The organism is Sphingobacteriales bacterium, assembly GCA_016719635.1.
In the GTDB taxonomy this organism is placed as follows: Bacteria; Bacteroidota; Bacteroidia; order Chitinophagales; family JADIYW01; genus JADJSS01.
The window spans coordinates 93063-110873 of record JADJYT010000001.1 but is presented as its reverse complement, the minus strand read 5'-3'; the positions used below and the strand labels follow the sequence as shown (position 1 = coordinate 110873).

The 17811-nt window shown below is 41.5% G+C and carries 15 protein-coding genes, 1 tRNA gene and 1 pseudogene; 5 read left to right on the top strand and 12 right to left on the bottom strand.

The features are described from left to right. Nucleotides 1–42: 42 nt before the first annotated feature. Both IPM95_00555 and IPM95_00550 read right to left on the bottom strand, forming a co-directional pair. A complete protein-coding gene (locus tag IPM95_00555) occupies nucleotides 43–1662 on the bottom strand; it encodes a S8 family peptidase (GenBank protein ID MBK9327808.1) in 1620 nt (539 codons plus the stop codon). Further along, the gene (locus IPM95_00550) at nucleotides 1649–2389 is read right to left on the bottom strand and encodes a hypothetical protein (GenBank protein ID MBK9327807.1); all 741 of its coding nucleotides are present in this window, start codon (nucleotides 2387–2389) and stop codon (nucleotides 1649–1651) included. The genes IPM95_00555 and IPM95_00550 overlap by 14 nt, the downstream gene beginning before the upstream one ends. Before the next feature lie 119 nt (nucleotides 2390–2508). On the opposite strand from IPM95_00550, the gene IPM95_00545 reads away from it, so the two are divergent. Both IPM95_00545 and IPM95_00540 read left to right on the top strand, forming a co-directional pair. Beyond that, complete coding sequence (locus tag IPM95_00545; protein ID MBK9327806.1) at nucleotides 2509–2973, top strand: SRPBCC family protein; 465 nt, start codon at nucleotides 2509–2511, stop codon at nucleotides 2971–2973. A gap of 41 nt (nucleotides 2974–3014) precedes the next feature. Then, nucleotides 3015–3467 carry a hypothetical protein gene (locus IPM95_00540; protein ID MBK9327805.1) on the top strand — a complete coding sequence of 151 codons (453 nt, stop codon included), beginning with the start codon at nucleotides 3015–3017 and terminating at the stop codon, nucleotides 3465–3467. A gap of 191 nt (nucleotides 3468–3658) precedes the next feature. Here the strand turns inward: IPM95_00540 and IPM95_00535 are convergent, their stop codons facing one another. Both IPM95_00535 and IPM95_00530 read right to left on the bottom strand, forming a co-directional pair. Next, nucleotides 3659–3955 (bottom strand): GIY-YIG nuclease family protein, encoded by a 297-nt coding sequence (locus IPM95_00535; GenBank protein ID MBK9327804.1) that lies wholly within the window; start codon nucleotides 3953–3955, stop codon nucleotides 3659–3661. Nucleotides 3956–4494: 539 nt separating this feature from the next. Beyond that, nucleotides 4495–6288, bottom strand: a complete 1794-nt coding sequence (locus tag IPM95_00530) for a fibrobacter succinogenes major paralogous domain-containing protein (GenBank protein MBK9327803.1) — start codon at nucleotides 6286–6288, stop codon at nucleotides 4495–4497. 33 nt (nucleotides 6289–6321) lie between these two features. Here IPM95_00530 and IPM95_00525 point away from each other — a divergent pair, with 33 nt between their 5' ends. Beyond that, entirely contained in the window at nucleotides 6322–6513 is a 192-nt protein-coding gene (locus IPM95_00525) for a hypothetical protein (protein MBK9327802.1), read from the top strand. A 241-nt stretch (nucleotides 6514–6754) separates the two neighbouring features. Here the strand turns inward: IPM95_00525 and IPM95_00520 are convergent. The 3 genes and pseudogenes from IPM95_00520 to IPM95_00510 all read right to left on the bottom strand — a co-directional run bounded on the left by IPM95_00520 (nucleotide 6755) and on the right by IPM95_00510 (nucleotide 9641). After that, nucleotides 6755–7725: pseudogene (locus IPM95_00520) on the bottom strand (IS110 family transposase). Between the two features lie 593 nt (nucleotides 7726–8318). Then, nucleotides 8319–9362, bottom strand: coding sequence for a ketol-acid reductoisomerase (gene ilvC / locus IPM95_00515; GenBank protein MBK9327801.1), 1044 nt, complete (start codon nucleotides 9360–9362; stop codon nucleotides 8319–8321). Between the two features lie 42 nt (nucleotides 9363–9404). After that, on the bottom strand, nucleotides 9405–9641 hold the full coding sequence (locus IPM95_00510) for an acetolactate synthase (protein MBK9327800.1): 237 nt from the start codon (nucleotides 9639–9641) through the stop codon (nucleotides 9405–9407). Nucleotides 9642–9848: 207 nt separating this feature from the next. On the opposite strand from IPM95_00510, the gene IPM95_00505 reads away from it, so the two are divergent. Continuing rightward, nucleotides 9849–10904: a 1,4-beta-xylanase gene (locus tag IPM95_00505; GenBank protein MBK9327799.1), complete on the top strand. Its 1056-nt coding sequence runs from the start codon at nucleotides 9849–9851 to the stop codon at nucleotides 10902–10904. Between the two features lie 39 nt (nucleotides 10905–10943). Here the strand turns inward: IPM95_00505 and IPM95_00500 are convergent, their stop codons facing one another. The 3 genes from IPM95_00500 to IPM95_00490 form a co-directional block, all read right to left on the bottom strand. Further along, nucleotides 10944–11417 (bottom strand): hypothetical protein, encoded by a 474-nt coding sequence (locus IPM95_00500; GenBank protein MBK9327798.1) that lies wholly within the window; start codon nucleotides 11415–11417, stop codon nucleotides 10944–10946. A gap of 88 nt (nucleotides 11418–11505) precedes the next feature. Continuing rightward, nucleotides 11506–13215 (bottom strand): biosynthetic-type acetolactate synthase large subunit, encoded by a 1710-nt coding sequence (gene ilvB / locus IPM95_00495; protein ID MBK9327797.1) that lies wholly within the window; start codon nucleotides 13213–13215, stop codon nucleotides 11506–11508. A gap of 162 nt (nucleotides 13216–13377) precedes the next feature. After that, the gene (locus tag IPM95_00490) at nucleotides 13378–14340 is read right to left on the bottom strand and encodes a 6-phosphofructokinase (protein ID MBK9327796.1); all 963 of its coding nucleotides are present in this window, start codon (nucleotides 14338–14340) and stop codon (nucleotides 13378–13380) included. Nucleotides 14341–14446: 106 nt separating this feature from the next. Here IPM95_00490 and creD point away from each other — a divergent pair, with 106 nt between their 5' ends. Beyond that, nucleotides 14447–15853: a cell envelope integrity protein CreD gene (gene creD, locus IPM95_00485; GenBank protein MBK9327795.1), complete on the top strand. Its 1407-nt coding sequence runs from the start codon at nucleotides 14447–14449 to the stop codon at nucleotides 15851–15853. Between the two features lie 72 nt (nucleotides 15854–15925). Here creD and IPM95_00480 read toward each other — a convergent pair. Then, nucleotides 15926–16000, bottom strand: a tRNA-Val gene (locus IPM95_00480). A 43-nt stretch (nucleotides 16001–16043) separates the two neighbouring features. Continuing rightward, nucleotides 16044–17723 carry a dihydroxy-acid dehydratase gene (ilvD, locus tag IPM95_00475; GenBank protein MBK9327794.1) on the bottom strand — a complete coding sequence of 560 codons (1680 nt, stop codon included), beginning with the start codon at nucleotides 17721–17723 and terminating at the stop codon, nucleotides 16044–16046. Between the last annotated feature and the right edge of the window lie 88 nt (nucleotides 17724–17811).

The window sequence follows — 17811 nt, the reverse complement described above, 5'->3', positions numbered from 1 at the left end:
CATTGAATCCTTAAAAATAGGCAGTTAAGCCAACAATACAAATTAATCCTTAATTAATTTTTTCAGAAGAATCCCTTTCGCTGTAGTTATCTGGATTAAATACATCCCGTCGGGAAAAGCGCCCAACTCTAAAGACATGGATGCAGGAGTATCCTGAGAATACACCATCTGTCCAAGCTGATTGTAGATTTGAACGGATTGAATGGTGGTATTACCCAGATTATTGATTAGGATTGTTTGATGGAAAGGATTGGGATATATGAGAAAGTCTTTTTCCAGTTGTGCATCTGAAACAAAAGATGGTGCCGCTAAAATAGAATAGGCTTTCTTAAAATCCGGAATACCATAGCCAATCCGGTCATCAGGAGTCAGGTATTGGGATGCACTCTGTTCTACAGCGGTCTTAATTTCCCAGGCGCTTTTAGATGGGAATGCCTGCCACAGACAGGCTGAAAACCCTGCAATTACAGGTGTCGCATAGGAAGTACCGTTTCCGCCACCCACCACATTTCCGGTTGAATTTATATAATAAGCCCCTTTCCCTATCGCTGCCACATTCGGTTTCACGCGGGTTTCGTTCGGCAATCCGTAACTGCTGAATGAGGCAACCACACCATTGATATCTACCGCACCGATTGCAAAGGCACTGTCCGCATCGGCGGGAGTTGTGATGTATCTCCAGGGATGAGCACCCTCATTTCCGGCAGCCACCACTACCAGCATACCTTTGGACGCTGCAATATTCACAGCCCTGGCAGCAGGGGTATTATTTTTTCTCAAATCAGACGTATCGTGATTTTCTGATGGAACATCAAACACATCCAGATAGCCTAAAGAAATGCTGACTACATCCACACCCAGCTGTGCACAACGCTCCAATGCTGTTGCCAGGTTAAATTCTTCCTGCAGCCGTTCCGTAGGTTCGTATTCCGTCTGAAATAAATAAAAATCTGATCTGGAAGATGCGCCCAGATATTGATTATCTTTTTTTCCGGCAATAAAAGATAAGCAATTGGAGCCATGATAATGGACAGTAGGTTCGAATACGGTGGAATCACCGTTGACATAATCATAGGTACCCAACACCCTGTTTTCGGAAAATAACGCACTGAAAGCAGGATTCACATTGGCATTCTGAAATCCGGCATCGCAAATGGCTATGGTCATATCTTCTCCATTAAAGCCCTGTTCATGCAGGTACTCTCCGTTCAGCATGTGAAACTGTGCAAATGAATTCACATAACCATCTTCAAAGTCCTGTATTTCTTCACATGTTTCAATATGCTGAACATGGGCTATTGACGAACCATGTGTGTTCGGTATTAAAACAACGTCTGAAATAAATGGTTTCTTTTTAAGAGATTTAAGGTGTGCAGACGTTTCCACCACGGCTGCATTCAGCCAGTTTGAGACGGTTAATACCTTCATCCCTTGCTGTTTCAATTGTTCTATATATGAATTATCGACAGGATAATCTCTATAGTCAAAAGGTAGCTGATACAGCTTTCTTTTCTCCATGGCTTTGGCGGAGAAAAGGGATTCTATCTGAATATCGGAAGGTTTATCTTTAAAATAGACAATAAATTTCTTAAGATTGCTTTCTGCAAAACTGAAGAGTGGAATGAATAATAAGAAAGATAAAATGTATTTATTCTTTACCATAGTCTATTGCGTATTGGCGCAAAATAAAACCCTTCTGTGCTCTGTCTTCCCAGGGCTGACCAATATTGGTTTGCCCGGTAACGATCCAAAGTTCTTTATATACCAACCCCACATTCCGGGCATATTTCTCCAGTGAATAAGTCTTGTTGATGGCAGACGAATCATAAATATGAAAGACCGTCATGGTAGAGTCGAAAATCTTATACGAATTATCATAACTCTCGTCTTTTTCATCTATGCTGTATTGCCAGTCATCCACCCTGTAGTTGGATGCATCCAGGATATAGGGCGGCGGTGATATGATATACTTGTTTCCCAACCACCGGTCATTCAAGTTATTGGGGAAAACCAATTTAACATAGCGAAGGTTGTCTTCCACCCTTTCTGCGACTTTATTTGTTCTTACGGTATAAAAAACATTATTGAACTGCCAGCCGCTTGTCGGTGAAGCGCCATAGTAGCGGTCAATCTCCCGCGCGGTTCTGCCCAGATTATCCGGAAATTGTTTGGTGATGACTTCTTTCAGATATATGGTAGATTTTCGTACCGTTGCAGTAAAATCATCATAAATGGTAGAGTCTACTTTATAAATCACAAACGAACCGGAGTCATCGGGGAAATAATTATACCCTAAATCAACATTTATCGTTTCGGTCTCTTTCTTACAGGAAACAGCCAGAAACACCATAATCGTTATAAATAATCGAATATTCCATTTATGCTTCATACCCTAAATATACAACAAAGATATAATTTTCATGCTAAAAGTTAGATTCCATACAACCATTCCGGCCGTATATTGTTTAGTTAAAGACGCGCTAAAATAACCTTACAAATTGTAACACGATGAGCTTACATAGCCTGAAAAGCACACAGAAACTGCCGATTGACCTGGACAAAGCCTGGGATTTTTTCTCCTCGCCGGCAAACCAGAAAACAATCACACCGGATTACATGAGTTTCAAAGTAACCTCGGAAGACGCCGAGGCAAAGATTTTTCCGGGCATGATTATCAGTTATGTTGTCCGGCCTGTGCTGCACCTGCCCATGGAGTGGGTGACGGAAATAACCCATATGAAAGAAAGGGAATATTTTGTGGATGAACAACGGTTCGGGCCTTACAGCCTCTGGCATCATAAGCATTTTTTCAAAGCCATTGACGGCGGCGTGGAGATGACAGATGTCGTCCATTATAAAATTCCGTTCGGGCTTGTCGGCGATCTCGCCAATAAGATCTTTATCCGTAAGAAGCTGCTGGAAATATTCGATTACCGCACCCAAAAACTCACCGAACTATTTGGAAAAATATAGCCAGTTAAAAACGGTAATCGTATCTTTATGCAAACTATCGTATGGAAAACCAGCAAACTGTCGGGACTCAGTTCAGAATACTCAGCATCCTTCATGCAGCCTTGTGCGGCGGTGTCATCATCGTCTTGTTTTTATTCCGCTATCTGGTCAAACACGATGCCAACGCACAACCGGATAATAATCCGTTGATGGAAATCATTGGTATCGCTGTCGGATTTATCAGTGTGCTGCTGTCCAGGTTCTTGTTTTTTATGCGTACCCGCCAGGCCATGACTACCCTATCCCTTTCCGGAAAAATCGGAATTTTCAGAAGCGCTTTCATTGTACAGATGGCCTTGCTGGAGGGAGCCGCGCTGATCAGTGCTGTATTTTATTACGTCACCAAAAACGATCTTCATTTCTTCATCGGACCTTCCCGCACCATAGCCGCCATGGTTCTTTTCAATGACATGGAGGACAAACAGCAGATTTATGATAATAGTTTGCCGGTGTAGAAAATGCAGGAGATATCTCCTCCTATCCGTGCACTTCTACCTAATGGCAGAAATGACACAAATCTAAAATGAGCACCGTCATCTCGAACGTAGTGAGAGATCTCTAATTGTTTTAGAAATACCGAGTTAGTTGGTACTTTGCATTAGCGAGATTTCTCCTCGTTCCTCGTCGTAATGACGTGGGGTTCTTTTCATATATCTTCACTATCAATCAAATCATTCCATTGAGGATTCATCGAATTAATTAAATTTTCTTTCTTCTCACGCCGCCATTTTTTTATTTCTTTTTCTCGTGCAATAGCTTCTTCAATCCTTGAAAAGAATTCATAGTAAATCAAATAATGTAGATTGTATTTATAGCTGAAGCTATATTTATTTAAACCACATTTATGTTCCTGAATTCTGCCAAATAAATCTGCAGTAACTCCTACATATAAGGTTGTTTTATTCTTATTGGTAAGTATGTATACGCAACCGCCTCTTTGCATTCAATAAAAATAAAAAATATTTTAGATAGTTCTATTCACTTTGGGATTTCTCCTATCGTCGAAATGACGCGAAACGAAAATTAGAACCGTCATTCAGAGCGTAGCGATGAATCCAGAATTGAATTAGAAAATCCGAATTAGGAATAGTACTTTATTTTTCGGGATTTCTCCTCGTGCCTCGTCGAAATGACGTGGTGCAGGGTGGTGCTGTTTTGCATTTTTATTGGCAACTGTCATCTCGATTCCGATGATAATCGGGAGAGAGATCTTGCCTTTTCAGGGAAGATATTACTTATGGAGAGAGCAAAATCTCTCTCCGCCGGCTGGCGGATCGAAATGACGTTAGGCTTTTGGGCTTTCCCTCTGCCTTTTGGTTTGCTTATCGTGGCACGGTTACCATGCCACGATGTTATATAAGTCCCCTTTAGGGGATTTAGGGGTAAATAAATCAACTATAAAAATAGTTAATCCATTACACAACGAACAGAAAAGCCATTTTCCTTAGGTTGTTAAATCATATGCATCCGAACTATTGTAATTCAGATAGCGGCCCCTTGCATTGTTTGTATTGGCCTCCGTAGAAGACCAAAAGTAACCTGTGTTCCCAATGTAGATGAACGTACCATTGCCGCCCGGTAACCGGCAGGAAGACCTGTAAAACCGCTGCTGTTCGTTGCTCCTACATTTGGGCTGGCCCATAAAGTGGTAGCTTTCATAGGGCCACCTGCTACTCGAACTCCACCTAAATAGGTTGTTAAGGTTGTCCATTCTGCATCGGTAGGTACATGCCAGCCGGCAGGTGCCAATTTGCCGGTGTTTACTGCATACCAGTTGTATAATTTACCATAAGTGGTATTGTTTGCTGCATTGTTATCATAAATGGCATATGCTCCGTTTGTGGTGGCTTCCCAGGCTGTATTACTTAAACCTGTAGGTATGGCGCTGCCATCATTGTAACGCGTGGTTTTTAGGTTTTCTTTCATCCAGCACTGGTTGCCTATTTTTACTACATTATATACATTGCCATCTATATCAGTTACGGTAGAAGGTCCATCGCAGCCTCCTTTATTCACCCTAATCAGAAATTTTCCGCTAATACTATTAAAGTAATCGGAATAGGAATAATTCAACTCGGTATCGATATAATCTCCGGAAACTGCAGCTGGATCATTTATCTTCAGGGTAAGATTTATATTGCCGTCACTAAAGCTTTTTGATTTTATGGAAACATTCGAAGATGCCACGGAAAAACTCATGGCATTAAATACCTCTTCTGTTACACTTGCTTCAGATTCGGTATTACTTCCAGCTACAACAAAAGGATCGACAAGATCGATATCCGTAAACAATACATTATCATTTACAAATGTGATGATTGTATTTAGCCTGCTGATGGACGAGTTGACCAAATCATAAGTCGTAAAAAATTTGTCCACTCCGGCAGATGCGCCTCTGTCTCCTGCTATTACGCCTCTGCCGATGTTGGAAAACGAGGAACTTAATGCTATGTCATCTGTGTAATTGATGTATGAATTTAAGATGCGTCCGTTAACGGAAGATGATATCCCGTCAATCACAAAATTAACTGCTTTCATCAGACAGTCTGTAAATTCCACATAATGCAGTTTGGTATAGCGCCACCCAATTGATGCCACTACGACTGCTAACAGCTTCTCAACCGGATCCGGCGCCAGCCAGGCTACTGCCACTCCTGCAGCGAATGGAAACGAAGTAACTACAAATTTAAGCAAAGTGACTGTGCATTCACCTAAACTACCCATCCTCTGCAAGGTGAAGTCATCATTTATGATACCATTGAATAATTCCTTGTTCGCCTGATAATAGATGGCCATTTTCGTCTTATCCGCTGCAGTGGCTGTGCTGTAAAATTCATCCAGGCTGCTTAGAACAGACTGCACATACGTGTCATCCGCTCCTGAGCCTATGCCGCCAAGGAAAACATCTATGTTGTCGAACAGTTCTTTCAGAACAATATCAGGCGTATTGGCAAGAACCGTCATTTTTACTTCGTAATTTACTATCAGGTTGTTTAAATCAGGTATGCTCAATTTTGTATTACCAACTGCGAAGCTTCCGGGCACCTGAAACACTGCAACCGTATCGTTAATCTTCAAAACACTGACATTCACATCGCCTAAAGTAGCCGTATACTGTTCTTCTGTTACATTTGTCGTAGATATGAAAACCAATTGTGAGGTAAATACCACCCCGCCGTTTATGGGTGTGTTATCCGTAGAATCTTTCTTACAGCCGAATAGGCCGGCAATCAGGATGGTGATGGATAATAAGACGAGAGATGACTTTCTTTTCATAGTGGTTTATTTTAAGAATGATGAAATAAAATCGTGGAAAACGTATCTTTTGAAAAAAGGGAACTAAGAAGAAGTGGTGGAAAGAATGGGAGCCGTTGTCCGGCAGAAACAGCTATCTTGCAGGGTATTATAATTTGGACGATGGACGATGGACGATGGACGATGGATGATGGACGATGGACGATGGTCGATGGACGATGGATGTTTGACTTTGAGAAAGCATAAATCTAATATACACAAAAAAAATATACTGTGTACGGTTTATGCGGATTATTTTTTAAAAAATCCATCTAAAATTATGGATTTCTCCTCCTACCTCGTCGGAATGACGAAAAAACACGAAATGAGTGCCGTCATTCCGAACGAAGAGAGGAATCCCGAATTGAATCAGAAAGACCGGATTAGTTAATGCTTTGCATTAGCGGGATTTCTCCTGTCGTCGAAATGAACTGTGTAAATATCCAAATTATTTTAAAGAAAAATTAGGATTGTAAGCTATATTTCCTGTGCCTATGGCAAATGCTTGTCTGACAAGTTTGTTTGCTAAAGCTACTAATGCTAATTTTCCATTTTTTTCCTCTTTGTTTTAATCGTTCGTACATTTCTTTACATTGTTTATTTGAACTCATGGCTCGCATAGAACATAAATATAATAATTGTCGCATTCGACTCATTCCCATTTTACATATTCTGCTTTTACCTTTTACACTTGTACCTGATTCATATAACCTTGGACAGATGCCAATATAACTTACTAATTCTTTTGCATTCTCAAACTTTGTAAATCCATCTGTTACAACTATTAATAACATCGAAGTACGTTTACCTAAACCTGGTATCGTCTGTAAATTTTTATACAGTTCTGAATGATGTTTTTCTGTGATAGCAACCATTTTTATTTCTACTTTTTTATCTCCTTATCATAAAAAGCAATCTGTTTCTTAATAATTTTACTGACATCCTTGCTCATCTTCCCACTACTGACAAAAGCTTCTAATTGATTACTACAACTTGTTTTTTGTTTGGTGAGATTATCCAGAATCGCTTGTAATTGCTGGAGTTCTAAAAGATGTTCTGCTTTGGGTTGCCATAATCTTGGTGTTTCACTCTTACCATATTGTGCTATCATGGCGGCATCTTTCCTGTCTGTTTTAGCTCTACTCATTCGCATCTTACAAAAATGATTTACTGACAATGGATTTACAATACTTAACAATATTTGCTGCGAATGTAAATAATACGCAAACGGCATATAGTAACTACTGGTAGCTTCCATCACTATGCAGGCATCTTTCGGCAAATATTTGATAATGCTTTAAAACCCAGTGGATTATTGCTAATCTTTTTGTGTACATAGCAGCCATCTTCTTTCGGTATGGCTACATCTAAAGTCTCTTTGGAGACATCTACTCCAACATAATTTACTACTTTTGTCATGATAAATTTGAGTTTTTCTCAAACTGGAGAGCTATCTGGTTGTTGACTTATCTATCCTAAATACGTGCTCATGGCACTATGAACTGTCCAAGTTTACAACTCAGAAGGGAAAGGTGATTAGCATTTCGAACGGTATCACACTACCTATGACGGTACTTAATCTTTATCCTTTCCTGCTCTTCTGTTTGAATTGATTAATAAAATTTCCTACAAGATATTTATTCCTCAGTTCAAATTAGTTTTCTGCAAACATAGGATGACGGGTTACTCATCGTGGCACGATATTGCTGCAAACAACTGCTATCTGGAAAATCAGCACACACCCCTTTATCCCCTCTCAAGAGGGGAAAGCGGATAGTGCCATTCAATTTATTTTTTGCTTTTTTAAAATAGTAGTTACGTCAAATTCATGCTGTCTGTGTCTCCCGTCCTCGGAGGGGATTAAGCCTGCCTGTCGGCAGACAGGGTATATTGGAAGCAATCTGTTTGTTATAATACAGATTGCATCGCTTCACCCGCAATGACGTAAAATGAAAATCTCCATAAAAAAAAGCATCGCTTAGCGATGCCTTAGATAAGATTATTCTATAAAATTATTTTCCCGGGCGGAGGCTTCTTACCGCTTTACCTGCCTGCCACATTTCTGAATTTCTTATTTCTGCCAGCTCCACTTCCAGTTTTTCCCTGTAGTCAGGTTGAGAGTTGGTATCAATCGAACGTTGAGCTTCTTCACCGGCTGCCACTTTTGCATACAGCTCTTTGAATACCGGCAATACCGCTTCACGGAAAGGGCCTTTCCAGTCCAATGCCCCGCGCTGTGCCGTTGTAGAGCAGTTGCCATACATCCAGTCCATTCCGTTTTCAGACACCAGTTTAATCAGTGATTCAGTCAATTCCTCCACCGTTTCATTGAATGCTTCTGACGGTGAATGGCCGTTTTCCCTCAACACCTTGTATTGCGCTTCCATGATACCCGCCAAGGCACCCATCAGCACACCGCGCTCACCGGTTAAGTCGGAATAGACCTCTTTCTGGAAAGTGGTTTCAAACAAATAGCCGGAGCCGATACCGATGCCTAATGCAATGGTTCTGTCATGCGCTTTGCCGGTAGCATCCTGAAAAATAGCATAGGAAGAGTTCAGGCCTTTTCCTTCCAGGAACAAACGTCTCAGGGAGGTGCCGGAACCTTTGGGTGCCGTTAAGATGACATCCACATCGGCCGGCGGGATGATGCCGGTGCGTTCTTTGTAGGTAATACCGAACCCGTGAGAAAAATACAATGCTTTTCCCGCGGTCAAGTGTTTTTTCACGGTCGGCCATAGTTCAATCTGAGCGGCATCTGACAACAGGTACATGATGATGGTACCTTTTTCCAGTGCTTCTTCCGGCTCAAATAAGGTTTTGCCCGGAACGAAACCGTCTTTTTCTGCCTTATCCCAAGATTTAGAAGGTTTGCGCTGTCCCACAATCACATGGAAACCGTTGTCGCGTAAATTCAATGCCTGTCCAGGACCCTGCACACCGTATCCGATAACGGCGATTACTTCGTCTTTTAATACATCTTTCGCTTTTGCCAACGGAAATTCATCGCGGGTAACCACGTTTTCTTCTACTCCGCCGAAATTCATTACTGCCATACTATTTTGATTTTAGATTTGAGATTTAGGATTTGAGATTTATTATAACAGAATCAATTTTGCTTCAAAGATATCTATTTGTTTTTGAACCTGTTTTAATATGTTTTCCGCTGCCCACTCTTCCGCATTAAACTCTATGGTAAATTCACCATCGTTGTCATTTATCTTACTGAAAGAAAAATTGGTGACATCCACCCTTCTTCGGGAAAAGATAAGCATAAATCGTCCAATCAGCACCGGCTGATTGTGAGAAATAAATACAATTTTATATGCTTTCATAAAGAATTGCACTAAAATAACAAGATTCCCGTATTAATCATTCAGATTGGTATTAAAATAACATGAACGATAATAGCATACATTGTGTTATCCGGTAAACACGCCTGTTTAAAACTGCCCTTAAATTTGATTACCTTCGCTGGAAGAATTGTCTGTCATTTTTGGAATGATATCTATTCATTTTCAGTTTAACAGGAAATCATATTCATGAACCTACAATGGAGCAAAGAAAAGGCAAATGCCTGGTATGAAGCCCAACCCTGGCTGGTTGGCTGTAATTTCATTCCATCGACGGCAGTCAACCAACTGGAAATGTGGCAGGCAGACATGTTTGACCCGCAGACGATAGACCGGGAACTGGGATGGGCAGCAGGATTGGGCATGAATACGGTGCGCGTTTTCCTGCACGATCTCGCCTGGCTGGAAGATAAGGAAGGCTTTAAGGATAGAATAAGCCAGTTCCTGACCATCGCCTACAACCATGGCATCCGCACCCTATTTGTGCTGTTTGATGACTGCTGGTTTCCAAATGCAAAAACGGGCAGACAGCCCGATCCTGTTCCGGGCATCCACAATTCCCGGTGGCTGCAATCGCCGGGCCCGGATGCAGCAACCCATCCACAACAGGAGCCACGCCTGAAAGCCTATGTGCAGGATATTGTTGGCACATTTGCACAGGACGAACGGGTACTCATCTGGGATATTTATAATGAACTGGGGAATACTTTTCTTACGATAATGACCAATCCGTGGTACAAAAAATATCCTAAAATGCTTTACCGCGGATTTAAGCATATATTTTTGCCCTTGCCTACTTTACCTCTCTTAAAGAAAACAGCAGGCTGGATACGGGAGATACAACCCTTGCAGCCGATAACAGCCGGGATATGGTTCGGCAATTCCACCCTGAACAAAACACTGCTCGAAATTTCCGATGTCATTTCGTTTCACAATTATTTCAAAGCAAACTTTCTGAAACGGCAGATACTGCAGCTGCAAAAGGAAGGACGTCCGGTAATCTGTACCGAATATATGTCGAGAACCTCCGGCAGTTTATTTGAAACCCATCTTCCGGTTATGAAACAATATAGGGTAGGTGCCTACAACTGGGGATTGGTGAGTGGAAAAACTCAAACCATCTTCACGTGGGAAGGAAAAGAGGGCGACAAGGAGCCAACCACCTGGTTCCATGATATCCTGCGTGCTGACGGAACACCTTTTTCTGAAAAAGAAGTGGAATTTATTAAAGAAGTTACGACATAGTTCCGATTTTTCTCCCTCTGTTAGCAAAAAGCGGATGTATTAATACGTACTGTTTATCTTCTTCCAGCAACTATTATTATTTTTTGGCTTAAATGCTTTAAAAACCGATGAAAAACCGGTATCACGTTTCTGTAAGTAAAACAACGTATCTCCGCTTTCAAAACCAAGAGGTTTTGCATCCATCATAAAATTGTTTAAATATCTGATGTATATATGACCACTATCATCTTTCGCATCATATACAGAACTTTTATACAAATCCACATATCTTGAATTATCATAGAATTGCATTTCATAACTACCATCAACACTACGTTTATGTAATTTTAAGGTGCACATCGCTTCACTATCCTCTAAAATATAAGTTCCTGTCCAGTCAAAATGTTTATTTAATCCGTTTTTATTATAATCATTTCCTGTTGAAACCACTGATTGCTTTACCTTATGCTTACAAGAATAAACGAACATAGATGTAATTGTAATAATAAATGCAAAGCTTAAATATCTAACCATTATAATAATTATTTGTACAGTAACAAATAGGATTTTCACACTAAAACAGGTAGTGAAAATAACTAAAAGGATATCAAAATTCTATAAATTATGGCTGTAAAATCACATCGCTGCAGGCTTTGCCGCTTGGCACCATCGGAAATAGGTTTTCTTCTTTCTCTACCACGACTTCTAAAACATAGCCCCCTTTGTGGGCAAACATGACATCAAGTGCAGCACTCAATTCTGCCCTTTGTTCCACTTTGGCACTTTCCAGTCTGAAGCCTTTGGAAATCGCTACAAAATCCGGATTTTTTAAAGATACGGAAGAATACCTGTTGTCGAAAAACAGTTGCTGCCACTGACGAACCATTCCCAGGTAGTTGTTATTGAAAATGACAATTTTTACATTCAAATCATTCTGCCAGATGGTCCCCAGCTCCTGTAAGGTCATCTGAAAACAGCCATCACCCACTATCACTACCGTGGTTCTTTCAGGTGCCGCCATTTGTGCACCTATGGCAGCCGGAATGGAAAATCCCATAGTACCCAAACCGCCGCTGCTCACCCATGAATTGGGTTTTCTGTAGTGGTAATAACGCATGGCATACATCTGATGCTGTCCTACATCGGGAACGATAATCGCCTCTCCTTTTGTTTTTTCATCAATCAGATGCATGATTTCGCCCATCTTGATCCCCCCTCTTGTAGGATGAATGGCATGTTGGATAACTAATGCTTCTTCCTGCTTATCCAGCTCTCTAAATGTCTGAATCCAGTCGGTGTGTGTATTTGCATTGACCAGTGGTAATAAGGCTTTCAATGCCTCTTTGGCATCCGCTAAAATTCCCACTTCTGTTTTAACGACTTTATTTATCTCAACAGCATCTATCTCTATGTGAATAACCTTGGCTTGCTTGGCAAATTTGGTAACATCACCCGTCACCCGGTCATCAAAACGCATTCCGACTGCTATCATCACATCGCATTCGTTCATCTTGATATTCACCGAATAATTTCCGTGCATCCCGGGCAAACCTACATAATTTTCATGATCCGGATTAAATCCGCCCAACCCCTGCATGGTGGTTGTAACCGGGATGCCGGTTTTGGCAGAGAACTGCTCTAATACTTCTTTTGCTTTTGAAATCACAACTCCCTGACCTGCAATAATTAAAGGTTTTTTGGATGAATTAATGATTTCAGCAGCCTTTTCCAATTGCACCTGGTCAATATTTGGATTGGAATTGTATCCGCGGATATTATTGCATTGTTTATATCCCTTCCACTCCATCAATTCAAACTGGGCATTTTTGGTAATATCTATCAAAACGGGTCCGGGTTTGCCGGTGTTTGCAACATAAAAGGCTTTGGCTAATACTTCAGGAATTTCAGCTGCTTTAGTAATCTGATAGTTCCATTTAGTAATGGGCATGGTTATACCCACCACATCCGTTTCCTGAAAGGCATCCGTACCCAGCAGATGCATGGGCACCTGACCGGTAATACAAACCATCGGCGTACTGTCCATTATGGCATCTGCTATACCCGTGATTAGGTTGGTCGCTCCCGGACCGGATGTGGCAAAACAGACAGCTGCTTTCCCTTTCACTCTGGCCCAGCCTTCTGCAGCGTGAGTGGCGCCCTGTTCATGGCGGGTCAATACATGGTTGATTCTATCCTGATAATGCCACAGCGCATCATAAATAGGCATGATAGCACCGCCGGGATAGCCAAATATGACATCAATACCCTCCGCAATCAAGGATTTGATGACTGCTTCCGCACCGGAAATTTGTGTTTTGGTAGGTTCTGACATTATACTGCTTGCACTACAAAACTAACAAAATTGATTTTTTAATGAAATGAAGCTATTGGCTGTAAGTGAATAATAGTAATTTCTTAACGTTTTTAGACTATCCAACCTCATTTTAACCGTTTCTATAAAATTAGATTAGACATAAGTATTCAACATACTGGATTAATACGATAATAACTGCAGAATCTCTGACAATTTTGGGTCCAAATCGATGTGATGTTTCACGGCCTGCTGTAAAGGGATATAGGAGAACTGACTATTTTTCCATCCAATCATCACATTGTGATTACCCGCTATCAAAGCATTGACTGCCTCAATTCCCAGACGGCTGGCTAAAATACGGTCGTTGGCAGATGGGTTTCCGCCCCGCAACAAATGCCCTAAAACCAAATACTTGATATCGTATTCGGGATGCATTCCTTTAAAAGTGTCGGCAATATCCCTGACACTCCCGGCATCATCCCCTTCTGAAACAACGATGATATAGGATTCCTTATGGGAACAGCATTTTAATTTATCGGAAACAGCCAGTAAGTCGGTATGTGTTTCCGGAATAAAGATATCTTCCGCTCCTCCCGCGATGCCACTTGCCAAGGCAATATAACCCACGTCTCTGCCCATGACTTCTATAAAAAATAATCGACCGTGCGAAGTGGCGGTATCCCGAACCTTGTCGATGGCTTCTGCGGTATTCACTGCCGTATCATAACCGATGGTAAAGTCCGTACCAAATAAATCATTATCTATGGTTCCGGGTAAGCCGACAAACGGAATAGCATAGTCTTTTGTAAATTCCCGGGCACCTTTAAACGTGCCGTCACCGCCAATAGCAACAATGCCATCTATATGGTATTTGGACAATTGTTCGTATGCAGACTTTCTGCCTTCAGGTGTCATGAAACTTTTACTTCGGGCAGATTTCAGTATAGTTCCTCCCCGATGGATAATATTGCCTACCGAACGGGAATCCATTTCTATAAAGGCACCTTCTATCATTCCTTCATAGCCTTTTTGAATTCCAAATACCGTTAATCCTTTCTGTATTCCTGCCCGCACTACAGCGCGTATGCAGGCGTTCATGCCTGGTGCATCTCCTCCTGATGTAAATACTCCTATATTCTTCATATCAGCAAGATAAAAAAACTTTACATTTATTAATAGAACCCCTATAAAAAGTAACATATACTAACAAATACGCATGCTGACATAGATTACATTTACAAAAAAATCTATGAGTACTTTTTCTGACTGGGTTAAAAACTCCTATACTGTAAAATTCGCTATCGTTGGTTTTCTCATGCTAATCCTGTTAATTCCGACCAGTATGATTGAAGGATTAATCAGTGAACGACAGGAACGCAGTAACCAGGTCAATGCAGAAGTCGGAAGTAAATGGGGAAATACACAAACACTGACAGGTCCTATTATAAATGTTCCTTACAAGACAAAATTCAAAAGCACCAATGCGAATGGTGAAACCATTTACACAGATGGAACAGGAACACTTCATTTCCTGCCTGAACAACTGAATATCTCCAACAATACTAAGACAGAAATTAGGAAACGCGGTATATACAATGCGGTGGTTTATTCCAACGAAGCCACATTCAGCGGACATTTTAGCGGTTTCGATGAATCAAAACTCAATATAGAAAAAGATGCTGTTTTGTGGGAACAAGCCTATATTTCCCTGCCGATATCTGACTTAAGAGGTATAAAGAACAAAGTCATCGTGACGCTGAATAATCAGCAGACAGAAATGAATCCGGGCATAAAAGACAATGATATATTGATACATTCCTATAACCAGCAGTATAATCTCAGCCGTTACAAAGATATGGTGGAAACCGTTCCGGTGCCTTCACAAAGCGGAAATTCAGGTGCTTCATCCGGACTCAGTGCACCGATTACTATAAAAGATGTACAGAAAACCGAATTCAGTTTTACACTGCTAATTAATGGCAGTTCTGCATTGTCATTTATTCCAACCGGAAAAGAAACCAACGTATCTGTTACGAGTCCGTATACCACACCAAGTTTTGACGGTGCATTTTTACCGGATACACGCAGCATTTCAGATAAAGGATTTAAAGCTGACTGGAAAGTGCTGAACCTGAACAGAAACTTTCCGCAGGAATGGACAAATAATGCCTACGATATAAACAATGCATCTTTTGGAGTGAATCTCCTGGTTCCGATAGACCATTATCAGAAAACCATGCGCTCCGCAAAATATGCCATCATGTTTATTCTGCTGACCTTTCTGGTTTTTGTATTTGCTGAAATATTAAATGGCTATAAGATTCATCCGGTCCAGTATTTACTCATCGGACTGGCGTTAGTTGTTTTTTATACGCTGCTGCTGTCACTTTCGGAACAAATAGGATTTACAAAATCCTATCTCGTCTCGAGTGCTGCCATCATTTTACTCATTACCATTTATGCCAAATCCATTTTCAGGGAAAATAAACTGATGGCCGTGCTGGCAGGCATCTTGCTAATTTTATATGGATTCCTGTTTATCATCTTGCGTTCAGAAGACTATGCATTACTCATTGGAAGTATTGGCTTGTTTATCGTACTGACCGTAGTGATGTATCTGTCCAGAATGGTAAAATGGTACAGAGAAGATACGTAAGGGTGATTAGGGCAAATCCTGCCAGTACAACAAAAAAAAAGACCTGTTGAAAATTCCAGGTCTTTTTCTGTGTGGGCATTACTGGATTCGAACCAGTGACTTCTACCTTGTCGAGGTAGTGCTCTAAACCAACTGAACTAAATGCCCTGTACACACACCTCACTCACCTCTCAAGAGGGGAGTCAAGGACTTAAAACTCATCCGTCACGCAGCCTTCGCTGGCCGAAGATACGGTTTTTGCATATTTGTACAAAACACCGGAAGTTGCTTTTAATGCCGGAGCAGTCCAAACAGCCTTTCTGTTTGCCAATTCTTCCTCCGTTATCATTACATCAATGGTATTATTTACTGCATCAATTCGGATAGTGTCTCCATCTTTCACCAGGGCAATGTTACCGCCGCTCTGTGCTTCCGGTGTGACATGTCCTACAACGAATCCATGAGAACCGCCGCTGAATCTGCCGTCTGTGATCAGTGCCACTTCTTTTCCCAGTCCTTCACCCATTAATACAGAAGTAGGTTTCAGCATTTCCGGCATGCCGGGCGCTCCGCGAGGTCCAATATAACGAATTACCACTACATCACCTGCGACTACCTTTTTATCTTTCATGGCATCTATGGCTTCCTGTTCCGAATCGTAACATTTAGCCGTTCCTTCAAAGCGCTCTCCTTCCTTTCCGGTGATTTTAGCCACCGCACCTTCCGTTGCCAGATTGCCATATAAGATACGAATATGGCTGGTCGGTTTAATAGGATTAGAAACCGGGTGCAGCAAATCCTGACCTTCGGTTAAGTCAGGCAACTCTGCTAAATTTTCTGCCACTGTCTTTCCCGTCACCGTCAGACAATCGCCGTGCAGCAGACCTTCTCTGAGTAAGTATTTCATCACAGCAGGCACACCACCAATTTTATGCAGATCTTCCATCACATACTTTCCGCTTGGACGAAAATCCGCTAACATAGGTGTTGTATTTCCCAGGCGAACAAAATCATCTAAGGTCACTTTCACACCTATTGTCTTAGCCATGGCAATGAGGTGCATCACGGCGTTGGTGCTTCCGCCCAATACAATGACCAGACGGATCGCATTCTCAAATGCCTTAAACGTCATGATATCGCCAGGTTTGATATCTTTTTCCAGTAAATTTTTGATTGCTGAGGCAGCCTGTTTCAATTCATTTTTCTTATCCTCGCTCACTGCAGGATTGGATGCGGAATACGGCAAACTCATACCCAATGCTTCAATGGCGGAAGCCATTGTGTTAGCTGTATACATACCACCGCATGCACCCGCGCCCGGACAGGCGTTTTCAATGACGCCTTTATAATCTTCATCAGAAATAGAACCCGCAAATTTTTTACCTAACGCTTCGAATGCGGACACCACATCGAGGGTTTCTCCCTTATATTTTCCCGGAGCAATGGTACCACCATATACCATCAGAGAAGGACGGTTTAATCTCGACATCCCCATAATCACTCCCGGCATATTTTTATCACACCCTGCAATGGAAATGATGCCGTCATAAAATTGGGCTCCGGCATTGGTTTCAATAGAATCCGCAATCACTTCCCTTGATACGAGCGAATAGCGCATACCGGATGTACCCATAGAAATACCATCGCTGACACCAATCGTATAAAAATTGAGCGCCACGAGATTTTCCTGTGTGACTAATTTTTTAAGGTTCGCAGCCAAAGCGTTCAGGTGCATGTTACAAGGATTGCCATCCCACCCGGTGGAAGCAATTCCTACCTGTGCTTTTATAAAATCTTCATCTGATAAACCTGCAGCATGCAGCATAGCCTGTGCGGCGGGTTGTGTAGGATCCTGCGTGATGGATTTACTGTATTTATTGATTTCTGACATACGGGTGAATTGGGGTGCCAAAATAATAAAAGTTTAGGCACAATTAAAATGGAACGGCAGATTTGTTTCACATAATGAAGATATGTGC